Source organism: Streptomyces sp. NBC_00310, assembly GCF_036208085.1.
GTDB lineage: Bacteria > Actinomycetota > Actinomycetes > Streptomycetales > Streptomycetaceae > Streptomyces.
In genome coordinates this window covers 8,333,873-8,350,676 of the sequence record NZ_CP130714.1, presented here as the reverse complement: position 1 = coordinate 8,350,676, position 16,804 = coordinate 8,333,873, and the positions used below count along the sequence as shown (strand labels likewise).

General features: G+C 73.4%; 12 protein-coding genes and 1 pseudogene. 7 read left to right on the top strand and 6 right to left on the bottom strand.

Going from position 1 to position 16,804, the window contains the following annotated elements; translation table 11 throughout:
* Positions 1-472: 472 nt before the first annotated feature.
* The gene (locus tag OG202_RS36545; RefSeq protein WP_327727458.1) at positions 473-1,474 is read left to right on the top strand and encodes an NAD-dependent epimerase/dehydratase family protein; all 1,002 of its coding nucleotides are present in this window, start codon (positions 473-475) and stop codon (positions 1,472-1,474) included.
* Positions 1,475-1,488: 14 nt separating this feature from the next.
* Here OG202_RS36545 and OG202_RS36540 read toward each other — a convergent pair.
* Positions 1,489-1,771 (bottom strand): annotated as a pseudogene (locus tag OG202_RS36540) (two-component sensor histidine kinase); the annotation flags it as partial.
* Between the two features lie 86 nt (positions 1,772-1,857).
* On the opposite strand from OG202_RS36540, the gene OG202_RS36535 reads away from it, so the two are divergent.
* Together OG202_RS36535 and OG202_RS36530 are read left to right on the top strand one after the other, a co-directional pair.
* Positions 1,858-2,574, top strand: a complete 717-nt coding sequence (locus OG202_RS36535) for a glycosyltransferase family 2 protein (protein ID WP_326576006.1) — start codon at positions 1,858-1,860, stop codon at positions 2,572-2,574.
* The gene (locus OG202_RS36530) at positions 2,571-3,188 is read left to right on the top strand and encodes a TIGR04282 family arsenosugar biosynthesis glycosyltransferase (RefSeq protein ID WP_328224184.1); all 618 of its coding nucleotides are present in this window, start codon (positions 2,571-2,573) and stop codon (positions 3,186-3,188) included. Before OG202_RS36535 ends, OG202_RS36530 begins: the two co-directional genes overlap by 4 nt.
* Positions 3,189-3,546: 358 nt before the next feature.
* Here the strand turns inward: OG202_RS36530 and OG202_RS36525 are convergent, their stop codons facing one another.
* Together OG202_RS36525 and OG202_RS36520 are read right to left on the bottom strand one after the other, a co-directional pair.
* Positions 3,547-4,062, bottom strand: coding sequence for a hypothetical protein (locus OG202_RS36525; RefSeq protein WP_327727461.1), 516 nt, complete (start codon positions 4,060-4,062; stop codon positions 3,547-3,549).
* The gene (locus tag OG202_RS36520) at positions 4,062-5,396 is read right to left on the bottom strand and encodes a molybdopterin-dependent oxidoreductase (protein ID WP_327727462.1); all 1,335 of its coding nucleotides are present in this window, start codon (positions 5,394-5,396) and stop codon (positions 4,062-4,064) included. Before OG202_RS36520 ends, OG202_RS36525 begins: the two co-directional genes overlap by 1 nt.
* A gap of 117 nt (positions 5,397-5,513) precedes the next feature.
* On the opposite strand from OG202_RS36520, the gene OG202_RS36515 reads away from it, so the two are divergent.
* A complete protein-coding gene (locus OG202_RS36515) occupies positions 5,514-6,836 on the top strand; it encodes a hypothetical protein (protein ID WP_327727463.1) in 1,323 nt (440 codons plus the stop codon).
* A gap of 721 nt (positions 6,837-7,557) precedes the next feature.
* On the opposite strand, the gene OG202_RS36510 is transcribed toward OG202_RS36515, so the two are convergent.
* From OG202_RS36510 to OG202_RS36500, 3 genes are all read right to left on the bottom strand, one after another.
* Entirely contained in the window at positions 7,558-10,182 is a 2,625-nt protein-coding gene (locus OG202_RS36510) for a cation-translocating P-type ATPase (protein ID WP_327727464.1), read from the bottom strand.
* 76 nt (positions 10,183-10,258) lie between these two features.
* Positions 10,259-11,128, bottom strand: a complete 870-nt coding sequence (locus OG202_RS36505; RefSeq protein WP_328224183.1) for a universal stress protein — start codon at positions 11,126-11,128, stop codon at positions 10,259-10,261.
* Between the two features lie 196 nt (positions 11,129-11,324).
* Positions 11,325-12,074, bottom strand: a complete 750-nt coding sequence (locus OG202_RS36500; RefSeq protein ID WP_326585582.1) for an SDR family oxidoreductase — start codon at positions 12,072-12,074, stop codon at positions 11,325-11,327.
* A gap of 530 nt (positions 12,075-12,604) precedes the next feature.
* On the opposite strand from OG202_RS36500, the gene OG202_RS36495 reads away from it, so the two are divergent.
* From OG202_RS36495 to OG202_RS36485, 3 genes are read left to right on the top strand one after another with little or no spacing between them, the layout of a single operon-like run.
* On the top strand, positions 12,605-15,427 hold the full coding sequence (locus OG202_RS36495) for a cation-translocating P-type ATPase (protein WP_328224182.1): 2,823 nt from the start codon (positions 12,605-12,607) through the stop codon (positions 15,425-15,427).
* Positions 15,424-16,083, top strand: coding sequence for a potassium channel family protein (locus OG202_RS36490; RefSeq protein WP_328224181.1), 660 nt, complete (start codon positions 15,424-15,426; stop codon positions 16,081-16,083). The genes OG202_RS36495 and OG202_RS36490 overlap by 4 nt, the downstream gene beginning before the upstream one ends.
* Positions 16,080-16,736, top strand: coding sequence for a potassium channel family protein (locus OG202_RS36485; protein ID WP_327727468.1), 657 nt, complete (start codon positions 16,080-16,082; stop codon positions 16,734-16,736). Before OG202_RS36490 ends, OG202_RS36485 begins: the two co-directional genes overlap by 4 nt.
* The last annotated feature ends 68 nt before the right edge of the window (positions 16,737-16,804 follow it).

Genomic DNA, 16,804 nt, shown 5'->3' with positions numbered 1-16,804 from the left:
CGCGGTGATGTCTCCCATCGTTTCCTGGGATCCGACAAAGCGCCCGGCAGCTGGCGGTCACCCGGTGGTCATCAGGTGACACTTCGGCAACAAGATCTCGGTGCAGGCCATGAACTTCTCCTACATGGCCGACGGCCGGATCGTCGGCGAACGGGGCCAGCCCGACCACCTCGGGGTGATGCAGAGAATCGGTGCCGTACCGGCGTCGTGCACCTCGTAGCGCCGGGCGAGCCTTCTGTCGTGCGGGATTCCGCTGCCGTGAGGGGCCCGTACGGCGCGGTGGCAGAGGACGAGGGCCCGCACCGGGCCGGGTGTGGGAGTGCTCGCCCTGCGGGCGAATACTGCAACCCTCGAATACCGACACTCCGCCAGTGGCACAGCGGCTCGGCTTCCGGGCCGGCGTCTTACGGAAGCGTGACGTGCCGGGCGTGGCCCGGGGAGGCGGCCGGTGCGCGGTCCTAGCGTGAGCCGTATGCGCGTACTGGTCACCGGCGGTGCCGGGTTCATCGGGTCCCATGTCGTCGACGTGTTGGCGGAGCACGGGCATGAGCCTGTCGTGTTCGACGTGGCCTCGGACGCGGGCGCGGACGTGCGGGACCGCGAAGCCGTCGTCCGTGCGCTGGACGGCGTGGACGCCGTGTGTCATCAGGCGGCGATGGTCGGCCTCGGCACGGGTTTCGCCGACGCGCCGGAGTACGTCTCCCGCAATGACCTGGGTACGGCCGTGCTGCTCGCCGCGATGGCGGAGGCGGGTGTGCGGCGGCTGGTGCTGGCGGGCTCGATGGTGGTGTACGGGGAGGGGCGGTACGAGTGCGGGAGGCACGGGGTGGTGCGGCCGGGGCCGAGGGACGTGGCCGATCTCGCGGCCGGGCACTTCGAGCCGCTGTGCCCGACGTGCGGCGCGGAGCTGTCGCCGGGGCTGGTGGGCGAGGACGCTCCGGTCGACCCGCGCAACGTGTACGCGACGACGAAGCTCGCCCAGGAGCATCTGGCGGCGGCGTGGACGCGGGCGACGGGCGGGACGGCGGTGTCGCTGCGCTACCACAACGTGTACGGGCCCCGGATGCCGCAGGACACCCCCTACGCCGGGGTGGCCTCCTTCTTCCGGTCGGCGCTCGCCCGCGGGGAGGCTCCCCGGGTGTTCGAGGACGGGCGGCAGCGGCGGGACTTCGTCCACGTACGGGATGTGGCGGTGGCCAATGTGGCGGCGCTGGAGGCGGGTTCGGCGGAGGGTGTGCTGACCGCGTACAACACCGGCAGCGGTGAGCCGCACACGGTCGGGGAGATGGCACGGGCGCTGGCCGCCGCGTACGGCGGGCCCGATCCGGTCGTCACCGGCGAGTACCGGCTGGGGGACGTCCGGCACATCACCGCCGACTCGGCCCGGCTGCGGGCCGAGCTGGGGTGGAAGCCGGAGGTCGGCTTCGCGGAGGGGATGCGGGAGTTCGCGCGGGCCGGGATGCGGGGCTCGTAGGACCTCGGGGACGCCGCCGCACCCCGGCGGACGGCGTTGACCAGGAGGTCGCCGAGGACGCGGCTCGTCTCCTTGCCGGTCCGCCTCGACCGGCACCGGCTCGATGCGGCCGCCGGCCGGCCCGTCCCCGTGTTCACGGGCGAGCGGGTCGGCGCCCGCCATGGCGTCGCCGACCAGGTCGTACAGCGAGATCCGGGAACGGGTGAGGGCGAGGACGACGGCGACGGCGCCCGCGTGGTGCGCACTCGCTCGCTGTCGCATGCCGTCGGCCTCGCACCGCACCCGGCGGGCCGGACGTCCGGACGTCCGGCCCGCGTGAGGAACCCCGACGTCCTCGTTTCGTAAGGACGCGAAGTCCGGTATGCGAAGTTCGTCCTCGTAGGGTGAAAGCCGTGACGACCTCTCCCACACATCCGGACGTCGACGTCGTGCTCCCCTGCCTGGACGAGGCCGAAGCCCTGCCCTGGGTGCTGGCCCGGATCCCACCCGGCTGGCGTGCCCTCGTCGTGGACAACGGCTCGACCGACGGTTCGGCGGACCTGGCCCGCGCGTTGGGCGCGAGCGTGGTCCATGAGCCGCGTCGGGGCTTCGGCGCGGCCTGCCACGCGGGCCTGACCGCCGCCACGGCCGACATCGTCTGCTTCTGCGACTGCGACGCCTCCCTCGACCCGTCGCTCCTCGCCCCCTTCGCGCAGGAGGTACGAGAAGGCCGGGCCGACCTGGTGCTCGGCAGACGCCGCCCGCAGAGCCTGGGCGCCTGGCCTGCGCACGCCCGTGCGGGCAACCTGGCGGTCGCCAGGATGCTGCGGCGCCGCACCGGGCTCCGCCTGCACGACCTGGGCCCGCTGCGTGCCGCGCGTCGTGAGTCGCTCCTCGCCCTCGGCCTCACCGACCGGCGCAGCGGCTATCCGCTGCAGATGGTGGTGCGCGCCGCCGACGCGGGCTGGCGCGTCACCGAGCACGACGTGCCGTATCTGCCGCGCACCGGCGCCTCCAAGGTGACCGGCACGTGGCGGGGCACCTGGCAGGCGGTACGGGACATGAGCCGCGTCCTGCACGAACCGGCCACACCCACGACGACGGGCGGAGTACGCCGATGACCGCTCTCCTCGTCATCGCCAAAGAGCCCAGGCCGGGGCTGGTGAAGACCCGGCTCACACCGCCCTTCGGCCCCGCGGAGGCGGCGGCGCTCGCCGAGGCCGCGCTCGTGGACACCCTGCGCGCGGTGGCCGCGACGCCCGCGCGCCGCCGCGTCCTGGTGCTCGCCGGGGAGCCCGGCCCCTGGCTGCCGCCCGGCTTCGACGTCGTACCGCAGTGCGCGGGCGGACTGGACGAACGGCTCGCCGCGGCCTTCGCCGGCTGCGACGGCCCGGCCCTGCTCATCGGCATGGACACCCCCCAGGTCACCCCGGACCTGCTGACCGTGGACTTCGCCGGATGCGACGCGTACTTCGGTCCGGCCGAGGACGGCGGCTTCTGGGCCCTGGGGCTGGCCGAGCCGGACCCGGCACTGCTGCGCGGGGTCCCCATGTCGACGCCCCTCACCGGCGCGGTGCAGCGCGCCCGGCTGGTCGCCGCCGGTCTACGGGTCCGCGACCTGCCGCTCCTCAGGGACGTCGACACGGCCGCCGACGCCGAAGCCGTCGCCGCGATCGCGCCGCACACCCGGTTCGCGGCGAAACTGGCCCGGCTGCGGGCAGTCGGCGCCCGGTGAGCGAGGCGCCCCCTGCCCGGCGAGAGCCGCTGGGACACCTTCCTGCTCCTCGACGGCGACGGCGACGGCGACACGGCAGCGGCATCGGCATCGGCGGTGCCCCGTCCGCTCTCCTGCGCCGGCTGGCCTCACTGCTGTGCCCCGGCGGCCTGTTGACCGCCGAGACGGTCCCGGTGGTGGGCACGAGCGTGCCGAGGTCCGCCTCGTGAGCGGTGCCGAGGCCGACAGCGGAGCCGAGGGCGCGTCCTCCGGGGCCCGGCTCGGCGCCCCGGCGCCCGGCTCGGCGCCCCGGCGCCCGGCTCGGCGCGCCGACGCTGTTGCGGCGCGCCGGTCCGCTCGGACGGCGCGCCGCCGATCATCAGGCGACGGGCGGGCGCTCCTTCGTCGCCCGGCGCAGCCGCACCACCAGGAGCAGCGCCGAGCCGCCGAACAGCAGGGCCGTGATCAGCAGCCAGCGGGCGAGGAAGCCACTCGCCGACAGCGCGGTGGCGGACTCGTAACGGTCCGCCACCCGCCCGCTGATCAGCGGGAACCACACCACCAGCAGCAGCCCGGACAAGGCGGCGGGCACGCGCACATACGCGGCCCTCCCCCGCTGCCGTGCGGGCGCGGGCGGTGCCCCCACCCGGTGACCGGCCGATGCAACCGTCCCGTGACCGGCCGATGCAACCGTCCGGACGAGCGCACGGTCCGCCGCCGCGTACAGCGGCAACAGCACGAGATCGTGCACCACCGCCGCGCCCACGAACCACAGCGCGACCTCGAACCAGTCGTCCGCGAGCAGCCGCACCCCCGCGTACCCGGCGAGCGCGAACGAGCATGCCAGGAGCAGCAGTTGGAGCGGGCTGCCCACCGGCAGCCGGAACTTCCCCATCACAGGCCTCCGAACGTCATCCGGGCCACCCACTTGGTGTTGAGCACACCGGGCGCGGCGGGCACGATGATCCGCGCCGGGTAGCCGTGGTCGGGGGACAGTCGCTCGCCGTTGACGTCCAGGGCGAGCAGGGAGCGCGCATCGCGGACCTGGTTCGCGCGCAGGGCCGCCCGGCGGAAGGCGCCGCGTCGCTGGAGGGACTCCACCAGGACATCGGGAGCCGCCTCGGGCTCATGTCCGACGAGGGCGGCGAGGTCCCGCAGACGTACACCCCGCCACCACTGGTCGGAGGTGGACCAGCCCTCCACGCAGGCGATGGGCAGCGCCGCACTGTGCAGGGGCAGCTCCAGCAGCTCGGCGCTGCTCAGCCGGACGGTCCCCGAGAGCCCGGTGACGACCAGTCGCCACGCCTCCTCGCTCGTCTCCGCCGCGCTGATCCCCCGCGACGCGGCCGTCTTGTTGATCTGGAAGCCGTTCGGCCCGCTGCCCGGCTCGGCACCGCCGTGCGGGGCGAGGAGGGCCGTCCGCCGCAGCGGGCCGTCGAAGTTCTGCCCCACGGTCGTCCCGAACAGCAGCAGCGAGCCGCCCCCGACCAGCCACACGGCACCCCGCCGCGACACGGTGGGCTCGGCCGGGTCCGGGGACACCAGCGAGGGCTCCTCCGAGGACACCGGCGGCGAAGCCCCTTCCCCCTCGCTCCCCCGCAGCTGCCGCAGGTTGCGTACGGCTGTCGGCGCCCTCAGCACCACGTGGACCACGAACGCGGCGAAGAACACCCACGCCCCGTAGAAGTGCAGCGGGTAGAAGGAGCCGGGGAAGACGTAGTCGAGCTGGATGTTGAGCACGCCGGTCACGAACTCGAACAGCACGCCGCCGACCAGCAGGAGCAGCGAGATCCGCTCCAGGGCATGGGCCAGCGACCGCGCGGGGGGCAGCTGGAACAGCCTCGGCACCACCGACCACAGCTTGGCCAGCAGGACGGGGACCAGCGCGATCCCGAGCGTGACATGAATGCCCTGCGTGAACCGGTACAGCCAGTGCGGGCCCGTCGGCCACGGGAACAGGTAGAAGCCGAGGACCCCCTTGTCCGGGGTCTTGTCGTTCACCGGCGACAGGCCCGGGTTGTAGGCGGCGTACGACAGCAGCCCCGTCACGAACAGCGCCGTGATCCCGGCGAGCAGCACCACACCGAGGACGGAGGTGAACCAGGGGCCGCGCAGCGGGCTGCGCCAAAAGGCGGGGGAAGCGGGTGAGCCGGGTGAGCCGGGTGAGCCGGGTGAGCCGGGTGAGCCGGGTGAGCCGGGTGAGCCGGGCGAGGAAGGAGACCGTGCCATGCCCCGACACGCTAGGCCCGAAGCACCCGGTGGGAGGGTGCGCGACTCATGACGAAAGGCTGACGTCCGCGCCTGTCGGGGGCCCACCGGACCCCCTCCGGCCTAACGTCTCCGAGCGTGAACCGCGATCTCCGCCGCGACCTGTACGCCGTCGTCGCCGCCGCGCTGCTCGTCGTGACGGCCGCGTTGGTCGGCATCGCCATCAAGCGCGCCGAGGACGTCCTGCACGTCGGCCGGCCACCCCTGTACGCCAACTGGCTGCCCCACACCGGCCCCGGAACTCCCGCCGCGCTCGCCCTCGCCGTCGCCGTCGTGGCGTACGGCCCCACGCTGGCCGCCCGGCTGCCCTGGCGGCCCCTGCTGTGGACCGCGTGGGCCACCGCAACGGCCTGGACCTTCTCCCTCGCCCTCGTCGACGGCTGGCACCGGGGGATCGCCCGCCGGCTGACGACCAGGTACGAGTACCTCCAGGTCATCGACCGCTTCGACGACATCCCGCACACCCTGCGGGACTTCACCCGCCACATCCTGCTCGGCTCCCCCGACCACTGGCCCCCGCACGTCGCCGGCCACCCGCCGGGCGCCACCCTCACCTTCGTCCTCCTCGACCGGATCGGGCTGGGCGGCGGAGCCTGGGCGGGCGCCTTCGTCATCACCGTCGGAGCGACCACCGCGACCGCGGTCCTCGTCGCCGTACGAACGCTCACCAGCGAGGCCCTCGCGCGCCGCGCCGCCCCGTTCCTCGTCCTGGCGCCGGCGGCGGTGTGGGCGGGCACGTCGGCGGACGGGTACTTCGCGGCGGTCGCCGCCTGGGCCGTGGCGTTCCTCGCCCTCACGGTGACGGACCACCGACCACGGACGACCGGCTTCGCCGCCGGGCTCCTCTTCGGCCTCACCGGCTACCTCTCGTACGGTCTCACCCTCTTCGCCGTGATGGCCGCCGTCGTCCTGCTGCTCGGCTCCCGGCGGCTGCCGATCCTCCCCTACGTGGTCGCCGGACTCGCCGTCGTCCCGCTGGCGTTCACCACGGCGGGCTTCAACTGGTGGGAGGCGTACCACCTGCTGGTCGAGCGTTACCACCAGGGCGCCGGCGGCTTCCGCCCGTACGGCTACTGGGTGTGGGCCAACCTCGCCTGCACAGTCCTCGTCGTGGGCCCCGCCACGGTGGCCGGCCTTCGCCGCACGGGCACCCGCCTCGCCCGGTGGCACACGTCCCCCGCCACCGAGCGCCGCATGGGACTGCTGCTGTGCGCGGCGCTGCTCATGCTGCTCACCGCCGACCTGTCCGGGATGAGCAAGGCGGAGACGGAACGGATCTGGCTGCCGTTCGCGATGTGGCTGCTCGCGGCAGGCGCCTTCCTCGACCGCCCCCGCGTCTGGCTGACGGCCCAGGCGGCCCTGGGCCTGCTCCTCAACCATCTGCTGCTGACGGGCTGGTGAGCGGTTCGCGCCCACCCGTTCGGTGCGGGTCGGGCAGGACGCGTCCTTCGATCGGTCCGGCGGCACGATCGGTCCGGCGTTACGATCGGTCCGGCGTTGCGATCGGTCGGCGCGGAGGGCCTCGGCGTATGCCTCGCCTTCGGCGCAGCCGGCGGAAGTTGGCCGGCCTTCCCGGACGGGCGCGGGACCCAAGCCCCGGGCCCAGCAGCGCCGAGAACCAGGAAGACCATGGACGGCGCCAGGGCCGGCCCGTCTCGCGGGCCCACACGCGTGCCTCCCGGGACGGGACCGCGGAGAGCGGGCATGAAGACGACGTCCCGCCGGTCCGGTCCGGTGCGCCGGTCCGGTCCGGTACGGCGGTCCGGTCCGGTACGGCGGTCCGGTACGGCGGTCCGGTCCGGTGCGCCGCAGGCTCGCCCCGCTTGAGCACGGCACGCGCACAGAGCCCGGCTTTCGTGAGGGCGCGCAGTACCCGGCTCCCCGTAACCGGCTCGCCGGGCCCACGCCACGGGCAGCCGGAACACCGACGCGTTCGCCGTGCGCCGCAGGACGCGCACGTCCTGCGGCGGGACAGACGCGGGACAGGGCGCGGGACAGACGCAGGACCGGCGCGGGACAGACGCGGGTCAGGCGCGTAGCCCGCCGTCGAGTCCGGCCCGCTGACCCGCCGACCGCGTGGGTCCGGTCGGCGGCTCGCCTTCTCACCGCCCGTCGGAGCACCTCACCGCACGTCGCCCTCACATCGACGGCCACCGTCCTTCCGCGCCCGCCCTCCCCTTCGCGCGGCGAGGAAGCCGAGCCCGCCGGCAGCGGCCGCCAAGGCGATCTCCGTCCAGCCCAGCGCGACCGTGCTCAGTACCGACCGAAGGAAGGGCACATACAGGGCGGCGGCCGCGAGCCCGGCCGAGGCGGCCACCGCGGCCGGCAGGAACAGGTTCGCCCGGGTCAGCAGGCGGTCCCGCAGCCCGAGCACGACGCCGAGCTGCGCCACGAGCAGGGACAGGAACAGCACGCTCTGCCAGGGCAGGTCCAGGGAGCGCGCCACCAGCCCTGCCGTGAGGGACCCCGCTGTCACCACCACTCCGAGGAACAGCATCCGCTGCCACAGTCCGTCACCCAGCACATGTTCGTGAGGCGGCCGCGGCGGTCTGCGCATGGCTCCGGGTGACACGGGCTCGGCGCCCATCGCGACCCCGGTCAGACCGTGGGTCAGCAGGTTGATCCACAGGATCTGTCCGGCGCGCAGGGGAAGGGGCAGGCCGAGCAGGGGGCCGAGCAGCATCACCAGGATCTCCGCGGTGCCGCCGGCCAGCCCGTACAGGAGGAAGCGGCGGATGTTGTCGTAGACGCGGCGCCCCTCTTCGACCGCGGCCACCACGGTCGACAACTCGTCGTCCGTCAGCACCAGATCGGCGGCCTGACGGGCCACTTCGGTCCCCCGGCGCCCCATCGCGACTCCGATGTCCGCGTGCCGCAGCGCGGGGCCGTCGTTGACGCCGTCGCCGGTCATCGCCGTGACGTGGCCGTGGGCCCGCCACGCCTCGACGATGTCGAGTTTCTGCTTCGGGTCCGTACGCGCGAAGATCCGTACTTCCGTGGGATCCGGCACCTCACCGGCTGCCAGTGCCGGGCCGGTCACCACCCTGCCGCGCGCCGTACCGGAATCGAGCAGTCCCACCCGGTCGGCGATCGCCTCCGCGGTCGCGGGATGGTCACCCGTGATCAGGACGGCGGTGATGCCGGCGGCTCTGCAGTCGGCGAGCGTCCTGGCGGCGGCCTCCTTGGGCGGGTCGCTGAGCGCTGCCAGACCGAGCAGCCGCAGGCCCGTCTCGGCGTCCCGTGCCCGGCCGGGCATGTCGTCGCGCAGGCCCGACGCCACGGCGAGGACGCGGAAACCCTGAGCGGCCAGCTGTGCGGCGTTGTGCCGGGCGGTCGCGAGCAACGGCTCCGGCTCGTCGAGTACGGCACGGTCGAGCACCGCCTCCGGGGCACCCTTCAAGGACACCAGCACGCGGCCGTCCGGGGCACGGTGCAGCGTGGTCATCCGTTTGCGGAGGCTGTCGAAAGGCTCCTCGTCCGTCCTCGGGTACCGCCGGTGCAGTGCGTGGCGGTCCTCGCAGCCCGCCTTCGTCGCGGCCGTGAGGAGCGCCGCCTCCATCGGGTCGCCGAGCGCCGCCCAACGGCTCTGAGCACCGTCGGACGGTTCCGGGGACGGCGGCCTCAGTTCGGCGTCGTTGCACAGGGCGGCGGCGGTGAGCAGCTCCCGTACGGCCCCGAGCTCACGGCCCTCGGCGGCGCGCCCCCCGATGCGCACCTCGCCGAGTGGTTCGTAACCCGAGCCGGTGAGATCCGCCCCGCCCTGAGGTGTCCACACCTGCTCGACCACCATGCGGCCTTCGGTGAGCGTGCCGGTCTTGTCGGTGGCCAGGACGCTCACGGATCCCAGCGTCTCCACGGCCGGCAGGCGGCGTACCAGCGCGTGCCGGGCGGCCATGCGGCGTGCGCCGAGGGCCAGGGCCAGGGTCACGACGGCGGGCAGCGACTCGGGCACGGCGGCCACGGCGAGGCTGATCGCGGTCACGGCCATCGTTCCCGCAGCGGTGCCCCGTACCAGGCCCAGGGCGAAGACCAGCAGGCACAGGGCGAGCGTGACCAGCGCGAGGACCCGTCCCAGCGCGGCCAGCCGGTGTTGCAGCGGGGTGGTCTGGGGGCGCGTGTCCAGCAGTGCGGCGATCCTTCCGAGCGCGCTGTCCTTTCCCGTGGCCGTCACCAGCGCCACGCCTCTGCCGCGGACCACGATCGTGCCGGCGCGCAGTGCCGCGGCTTCGGACGGCCCGGTGCCGTCCGGCTGCCCGGGCGGCACGGCCTTGTCGACGGGTACGGACTCGCCGGTCAGCATGGACTCGTCGATCAGAAGCGACGACGCGTACGTGAGCCGGGCGTCGGCGGGCACGATGTCGCCCTCGCCGAGCAGCAGGACATCGCCCGGCACCACCGCCGCGGACGGCACCTCCGCCTCGGCTCCGTCCCGCCGTACGCGTGCGCTCGGTGCCGACATCGCCGACAGCGCGGCGACCGCCTGATCGGCTCTGATCTCCTGCACCACACCCACGGTCGTGTTCACCACGATGACGAGTGCGATCACGGCGGAGTCGGCGTGGTCGCCGATGGCCAGGGTCAGGGCGACGGCGGCGAGCAGCACCATGATCAGTGGGTCGCGGAGCTGCGCCGCCACGCGTGCGTACAGGGGGACGACTCGTTCGGCGGCCACCGCGTTGGGACCGTGTCGAGTCAGACGACGCGCCGCCTCCTCATGGCTGAGGCCGGTGTCGACGTCGCCCGGCACCGGCGCGGTGCCTGGCCGGCGGGACGACTCGAGCTGTCCCGTCCGGTTCCGGTTCTCCGGCCGGTCCACCCTCGGCTCAGCCGTGCCGGGACTCGGGCACGGTGATCACCGGGCACTCCGCCCGGTGCAGCAGGCCGTGGACCACCGATCCCAGTCTCATGCCGGAGTAGCCTCCGCGCCCCTGCCTGCCGACGACGACCAGCAGGGCGTCGGCCGAAGCGAGAGCCAGTTCCTCCACCGGGTGGCCGCGCACCACGTCACAGGTGATCCGCACATCCGGGTACTTCTCCGCCCACCCCGCCACGGTCTCGGACAGGATCCGGCGCCGTTCGTCGAGCCCCGTCGTTTCGTCTCCGAAGGACACGACGGGCCGCCGCCACACCCACACGGCGCGCAGGGCAGCGCCGTGCAGCGCCGCCTCTTCCACGGCGAACTCCACGGCGGCCTTGGACGATTCGCTTCCGTCGACGCCCACGACGAGATGGGGATGCCGCTCCCCCGCGTGCTCCGGCTCCCTGACCACGACCACCGGGCAGTCCGCCCGGGCACTGACCGGTACGGCCACCGAGCCCGCGCTGAGGAGTTCCTCCGGTCGGCTGAGCCGACGGGAACCGACGACGACCAACCGGGCCGACCGCGCCTTCTGGCAGAGCACCACGGACGGCGTACCGTCGAGCAGTTCCGTCTCCACGGGCACGTCCGCGTCCAGCGCCCGCACCGTGGCGACCGCCTCGGCGAGGGCGTCTTCGCCCTGGGCTTTGAGCATCGACCGACGCCAGGATGTGTCGATGTGCTGCTCGCCGGGCGGCGGCGGCACCGCCAGCACGAGCCGGAGGGGCGACCGCCTGCGGACAGCCTCGTCGACCGCCCAGGCGAGCGCCGGAACGGCCTGCCCGCGCGGGTCGATCCCGACGATCACCTCATTGCGTACAGCGGTGTCCTTCATGACTTCTCCTGCCGCAGCGGTGCCTGGACGGCGCGCACGGTTCACGCTGTCATCCCGGCCGGACGGGAGCCAGGGCCGACAAGCCTCCGTCCAGGGGGCCGAAGGTCCTGCATGCGGCGGCCTGTCCCGTTCCATTGTTTCCCCGGGCGGGCTCGCCCGCCCGGGGAAAACGGATCGACGGAGCCCGGCGTCCACGTCAGTGGGCCGACGGCAGGACAGCCGGAGTTCCGCTGGTCGCGCCACCGTCGAGAACGAACTCGGTGCCCGTCGAGTAGGTGGCCTCGGCGACGATGAACACGACCATGCGGGCGACCTCCTCCGGCTCCCCGAAGCGCGGGATGGGCTGTCCGGAGGCGAACGACTCTTCGATGTCGGCCGTCATCGCGGTGTGTACGACACCGGGGTGGACGGAGCAGACCCGGATCCGGTCGGCACCGAGTTCCAGCGCCGCGGTCTTCGTCAGACCGCGCAGTCCCCATTTGCTGGCCACGTACGAGCCGACGCCGGCGTAGCCGGTCAGCCCCGCGCTGGAGGACATGTTCACGATCACGCCGCCGCCGGCCCGGCGCAACGACGGCACAGCGGTGCGGATGCCCAGCCAGGCGCCCTGCAGGTTGACGTCGACGACCCGGCGGAACGACTCCAGGGTCTGTTCCTCGATGGTGGCCCACTCGACGATCCCGGCGTTGTTGACCAGCACCGAGACCGGTCCCAGCTCACGTTCCGTTTCCGACACCACCGCCTTCCAGCCTTCCTCGCTGGTGACGTCGAGGTGCGTGTACCGGGTCCGGCCGCCGAGTTCCGTGGCCAGCGCCGCGCCCTCGGCGTCCAGGACGTCGGCGACCACCACGGCGGCGCCCTCGGCCGCGAGCAGCCGCGCGGTCGCGGCTCCGATTCCCCGTGCACCGCCGGTGACGATCGCCACCCGCTCCGTGAGCCGTTCCATCATGACCTCCTGCGATCAGGCTTCGACGACAAGTCCCAGAGCAGGCATCGGTCGCCGGGCGGCCCGCCTCAAGCGCCCGGGCGGGGTCGATGCGTCGATGGTCCGCGGACGCGGCTCGGCCTCGGCCTCGGGCTCGGGCTCGGGCTCGGCCTCGGGCTCGGCCTCGGGACGACGAACACGCTGACGTGGCGGCGGGTGGCGCCAGGCATCAGGCTGGTGGCAGGGCTCGACCGCGGTGCGGGAACAACCCCGGGGATCGGCCATCGCGAGTTCGGACGGGCAGCCGACGCCCGTGGCGGGGTCGGCGGTGACGCGACGAACGGCCCGCGTTCCGGGCCCGGACGGCCCTGGTGGTGTGCGGCAGGCAGGTCCAAGGATGGTGGTCGTCGTCCCGCAAGGGGCCACGCCGAAACGCTTCCCAGTGCCCAGGAGCTCGCGATGCAAGCCTCGGCCAAGACGTTCGCCCCAGCCGCACGGGGGCCACTGGCCGGGCCTCCGGACCGGTGGGTGGCGTCCTGCGGGCGGAGACGATGAGCGTCGGCGCGAAGGCCACGGCGCCCGGCGGCCGGGGTGACCGGCCGGCCGACGCCGGGCCCGGTCCGGAAGCGGCGTCGACCGTTCAGGGGCTGCCCTCCGACGACGTCTTCACCTCCTTGGACACCTCGGCACGGGGACTGTCGGCGACGGAGGCGCGGACGAGGCTGGACCGGTATGGGGCCAACGAGCTGCCGCGCTCGGGTCGCACGCGTGTGTGGCGGCAGCTGGGGTCACAGTTCACGGACCTGTTCGCGATGGTGCTGATCGTCGCCTCGGGGATCACCTTCGTCGCGTACACGCTGGAGCAGCCCCGTGACGTGGGTACCCTGCAGCTCGCCTTCGCCATTCTCGGCGTGGTGGTGCTGAACGCCGGCATCGGTTTCGCCCAGGAGTACTCGGCGGAGCGCACGGCCGAGTCCCTGCAGGCGATGGTGCCGCACACGTGCCGGGCGCTGCGCGACGGTGTGCGGCTGGAGCTGCCGGTCCGCGAGCTGGTGCCCGGGGACGTGGTGGTGATGGAGGCCGGGGACGCGGTGTCGGCCGACTGCCGCGTCGTGGAGGCGCATGAACTGTCAGTGAACAACGCTCCGTTGACCGGGGAGAGCAACGCCGTCGGCCGCACGGCCGAACCGGTGTCGGCCGGACCGCTGCTGGAGGCCCGCAACTGCCTGTTCATGGGCACGGACGTCGTCGCCGGGTCGGGCAGGGCCGTGGTCTTCGCCACCGGCGCGGAGACGGAGTTCGGGAAGATCTACCGCCTGGCCGCGGCGGCGCCGCGACAGAAGACCCCGCTGCAGCTTCAGGTGGCCTCGATGGCCCGGCGCGTGGCTGGGGCGGCACTGGCGATCGGCGCCCTGATGTTCGCTGTTCGACTCCCCACCGGGGAGCCGCTGGTCCCGCTGTTCGTGTTCGCCCTCGGAGTCATGGTCGCGCTCGTTCCGGAGGGGCTGCCCGCGACGCTCTCGGTGTCGCTGGCGATCGGCGTGCGGCGCATGGCGCGGCGGCACGCGCTGGTCAAGCAGCTGCTCGCGGTGGAGGCGCTGGGCTCGACGACCGTGATCTGCACCGACAAGACCGGCACGCTCACCCAGGCGGAGATGACGGTCGCCGAGGTGTGGGCCGACGGTCTCCTGCACCCCGTGACGGGGGTGGGGTACGCACCCGTCGGCGAGGTGCACGAGCCGGCCGCGGTGCGTGAGCTGCTGCGCGTGGCGGGGCTGTGCTGCAATGCCCGGCTCGTCCCGCCGACGGACCTCAGGCGCTGGCGGGTGCTCGGCGACACCACCGAGGGAGCGCTGCTCGTCGCCGCCGCCAAGGCCGGTGTCGACCTGGACGCGGCGGAAGTGGCGACCCCGCGCGTCACCGAGTTCCCCTTCGACTCGGAGCGCAAGCTGATGACGACGGTGCACCGCGGCGGTGCGGGCCACCACGCGTATGCCAAGGGAGCGCCCTCGGAGCTGTTGGCCCGCTGCACGGCGATCGCGTGGGAGGGCGAGCGCCGGCCGCTGACCGAGGAGACGCGCGCGGCCGTCGTCGCCGCGAGCGACGAGCTCGCGTCCCAGGGGCTGCGGGTGCTGGCCGTGGCGTGGCGAGAGGTGTCCGGGCCCCGTCCCACGCAGGCGGAGGCGGAGTCCGGACTGACGTTGCTCGGCCTGGTCGGCATGCTCGACCCGCCGCGGCCCGAGGTCACCGACGCGGTCAGGGCCTGCCGTCGGGCCGGTATCCGCATCGTCATGGTCACCGGCGACCATCCGCTGACCGCCGAGGCGGTCGCCCGCCGGGTGGGCATCGTGCTCGGGCCCACTCCCCTCGTGGTGACCGGCGCCCGGCTCGACACCCTGGACGGCGACGCGCTGGACGCTCTGTCGGCCGAGTCGTCGGAGCTGCTGCTGTGCCGGGTCAGCCCGGAACACAAGATGCGTGTGGTCACCGCCTTCCAGCGGCGCGGCGAGGTGGTGGCGGTCACCGGGGACGGCGCCAACGACGCCCCGGCGCTCAAACACGCGGACATCGGCGTCGCGATGGGGGCCTCGGGCACCGACGTCGCCCGGGAGGCCGCGTCGATGGTGCTGCTGGACGACTCCTTCGCCTCCATCGCCACGGCGGTGCGACTGGGCCGCTCGGTCTACCAGAACATCCGCAAGTTCCTCGTCTACGTGTTCTCCAGCAATATCGGTGAGCTCGGCCCGATCCTGGCCGCCACGTTCGCCGGGTTCCCGCTGGTGCCCATCAGCGCGGTACAGATCCTGGCCATCGACCTGGGATCCGACGTGCTGCCCGCCCTGGCGCTGGGCGCGGAGCCGCCGGAAGCCGACGTGATGGACCGCCCGCCGCGCTCCCGCCGCGAGCCGCTGTTCTCGGCCGCGGTGGTGGGCCGGATTCTGTTCCTGGGCGGCATCCAGGCTCTCGGCGTGTCCGCCGTGTTCTTCTGGCACATCAACTCCGCGGGTATCCCCTTCGGCGACTTCACCGAGGACGATCCCGTCTACCGGGAGGCGGTCACCATGGTCCAGGCCGGGATCGTACTCAGCCAGTTCTTCATCTCTCTCGCGATGCGCACGGACCGACAGAGCGTCCTGAAGGCCGGGCTGCTGTCCAACCCCGCGCTGCTGGCCGCCGGATTCCTCGGCATCGCCTTCATGGCCGCGATCAGCTACCTCCCCGTGCTGCAGGCGGTCTTCAACACCGCGCCGCTGGCCGCCGGGGACTGGGCGCTCCTGGCCGGACTCGGAGTACTGCCGCTGCTGGCGGACGAGGCCCGCAAGGGATGGCTTCGTCACCACCGGGCCGAGGCCCGGAAAGGGGTGAACCGATGAGAGTGATCATCGTGGGCTGCGGACGAGTGGGTTCCGCACTCGCCGTCCAGCTCGCCGCCGAGGGGCACGACGTGCACGTCGTCGACCGGTGCCCCAAGGCGGCCCGGCGGCTGCCCGACACCTCCCGCATCCACTTCCACGAAGGAAACGGCTACAGCCGGGCCGTACTGGAGGCGGCCGGTATCGAGCACGCCGACGCCTTCGTGGCCGTCACCTCCGGGGACAACAGCAACATCGTCAGCGCGCGGACGGCGAAGGAGACCTACCGGGTGCCGAACGTCCTCGCCCGCATCCACGACCCCCGACGCGCCGACATCTACCGTGAGCTCGGCATCCCCACCATCGGCAGCGTCCGCTGGACGGTCCACCGGATCCACCGGATGCTGCTGCACCGCCACCTCTCCCCCGAGATCAGCTTCGGCAACGGCGAGACCCTGCTCTACCGCTCCGAGCTGCCGGCCTATCTGACCGGGCGGCGACTGGCCGAGTTCGATGTCGACGGCGAGATCCGCGTCGTCGAGGTCACCCGTGGCGGCCACTCCCTCGTCCCCGCCCACAGCACCACCGGGCGCCCGGGTGATCTGGTCACCTTCGCCGTCGCCGCCACCGCGCTGGGCAGGCTGCGCGGCTTCCTGGACAAGGAGCTGGGGACATGAACGTGCTCATCGCAGGGGCCGGACGGCTCGGCACCCAGGTCGCCCAGGTGCTCGCCGCCGCCCACAACGAGGTGACGCTGATCGACGCCGATGACGACCGCGTCGCCGAGCTGGAGGGCCGCCTCCCCCTCCGCCTGGTCGCCGGCGACGCCTGCGAACCCGCCCTCCTGGAACACGCGGGAGCCCTCACCGCCGACCTCGTCATCGCCACCACCGGCGACGACGAGGACAACCTCGTCATCAGTCTGCTCGCCAAACGGCAGTTCGCCGTGGACCGCGTCGCCGCCCGCGTCAACGACGCCGAGAACGCCTGGTTGTTCGACGAGCGCTGGGGCGTCGACGTCGCCGTCCCCGCCGCCACCCCGCTGATCTCCCTCATCGAGGAGGCCACCGGCGCCACCGACACGGTCGCCCTCCTGCGGCTGAGCAAGGCGGGCGTCGATGTCATCGAAACCGCGATCACCCCGCAGTCCCGCACCGCGGGCCACGCCCTCGCCGACGTACCGCTGCCCGACGGCACCGTCATCGCCACCATCGTCCGCGACGGGCAACCGACCGTCCCCACACCGACGTTCACACTCCGAGCCGGCGACGAACTCCTGCTGGTCTCCCACACCGCCACCGAGCAGGAGATCCACGCCGCGTTCCAATGAAGGCCGAGGGGCCCGGGACGGAGCACCGGTTTTCAGGAAAGGCCCGCGCGAGGCGGAAGACGGGCGGG

Coding starts and splice junctions, on each gene's coding strand:
- OG202_RS36490 (WP_328224181.1), top strand. CDS start 15,424: ATGAGAGTGATCATCGTGGGCTGCGGACGAGTGGGTTCCGCACTCGCC.
- OG202_RS36525 (WP_327727461.1), bottom strand. CDS start 4,062: ATGGGGAAGTTCCGGCTGCCGGTGGGCAGCCCGCTCCAACTGCTGCTC.
- OG202_RS36545 (WP_327727458.1), top strand. CDS start 473: ATGCGCGTACTGGTCACCGGCGGTGCCGGGTTCATCGGGTCCCATGTC.
- OG202_RS36485 (WP_327727468.1), top strand. CDS start 16,080: ATGAACGTGCTCATCGCAGGGGCCGGACGGCTCGGCACCCAGGTCGCC.
- OG202_RS36495 (WP_328224182.1), top strand. CDS start 12,605: ATGAGCGTCGGCGCGAAGGCCACGGCGCCCGGCGGCCGGGGTGACCGG.
- OG202_RS36505 (WP_328224183.1), bottom strand. CDS start 11,128: ATGAAGGACACCGCTGTACGCAATGAGGTGATCGTCGGGATCGACCCG.
- OG202_RS36520 (WP_327727462.1), bottom strand. CDS start 5,396: ATGGCACGGTCTCCTTCCTCGCCCGGCTCACCCGGCTCACCCGGCTCA.
- OG202_RS36530 (WP_328224184.1), top strand. CDS start 2,571: ATGACCGCTCTCCTCGTCATCGCCAAAGAGCCCAGGCCGGGGCTGGTG.
- OG202_RS36500 (WP_326585582.1), bottom strand. CDS start 12,074: ATGGAACGGCTCACGGAGCGGGTGGCGATCGTCACCGGCGGTGCACGG.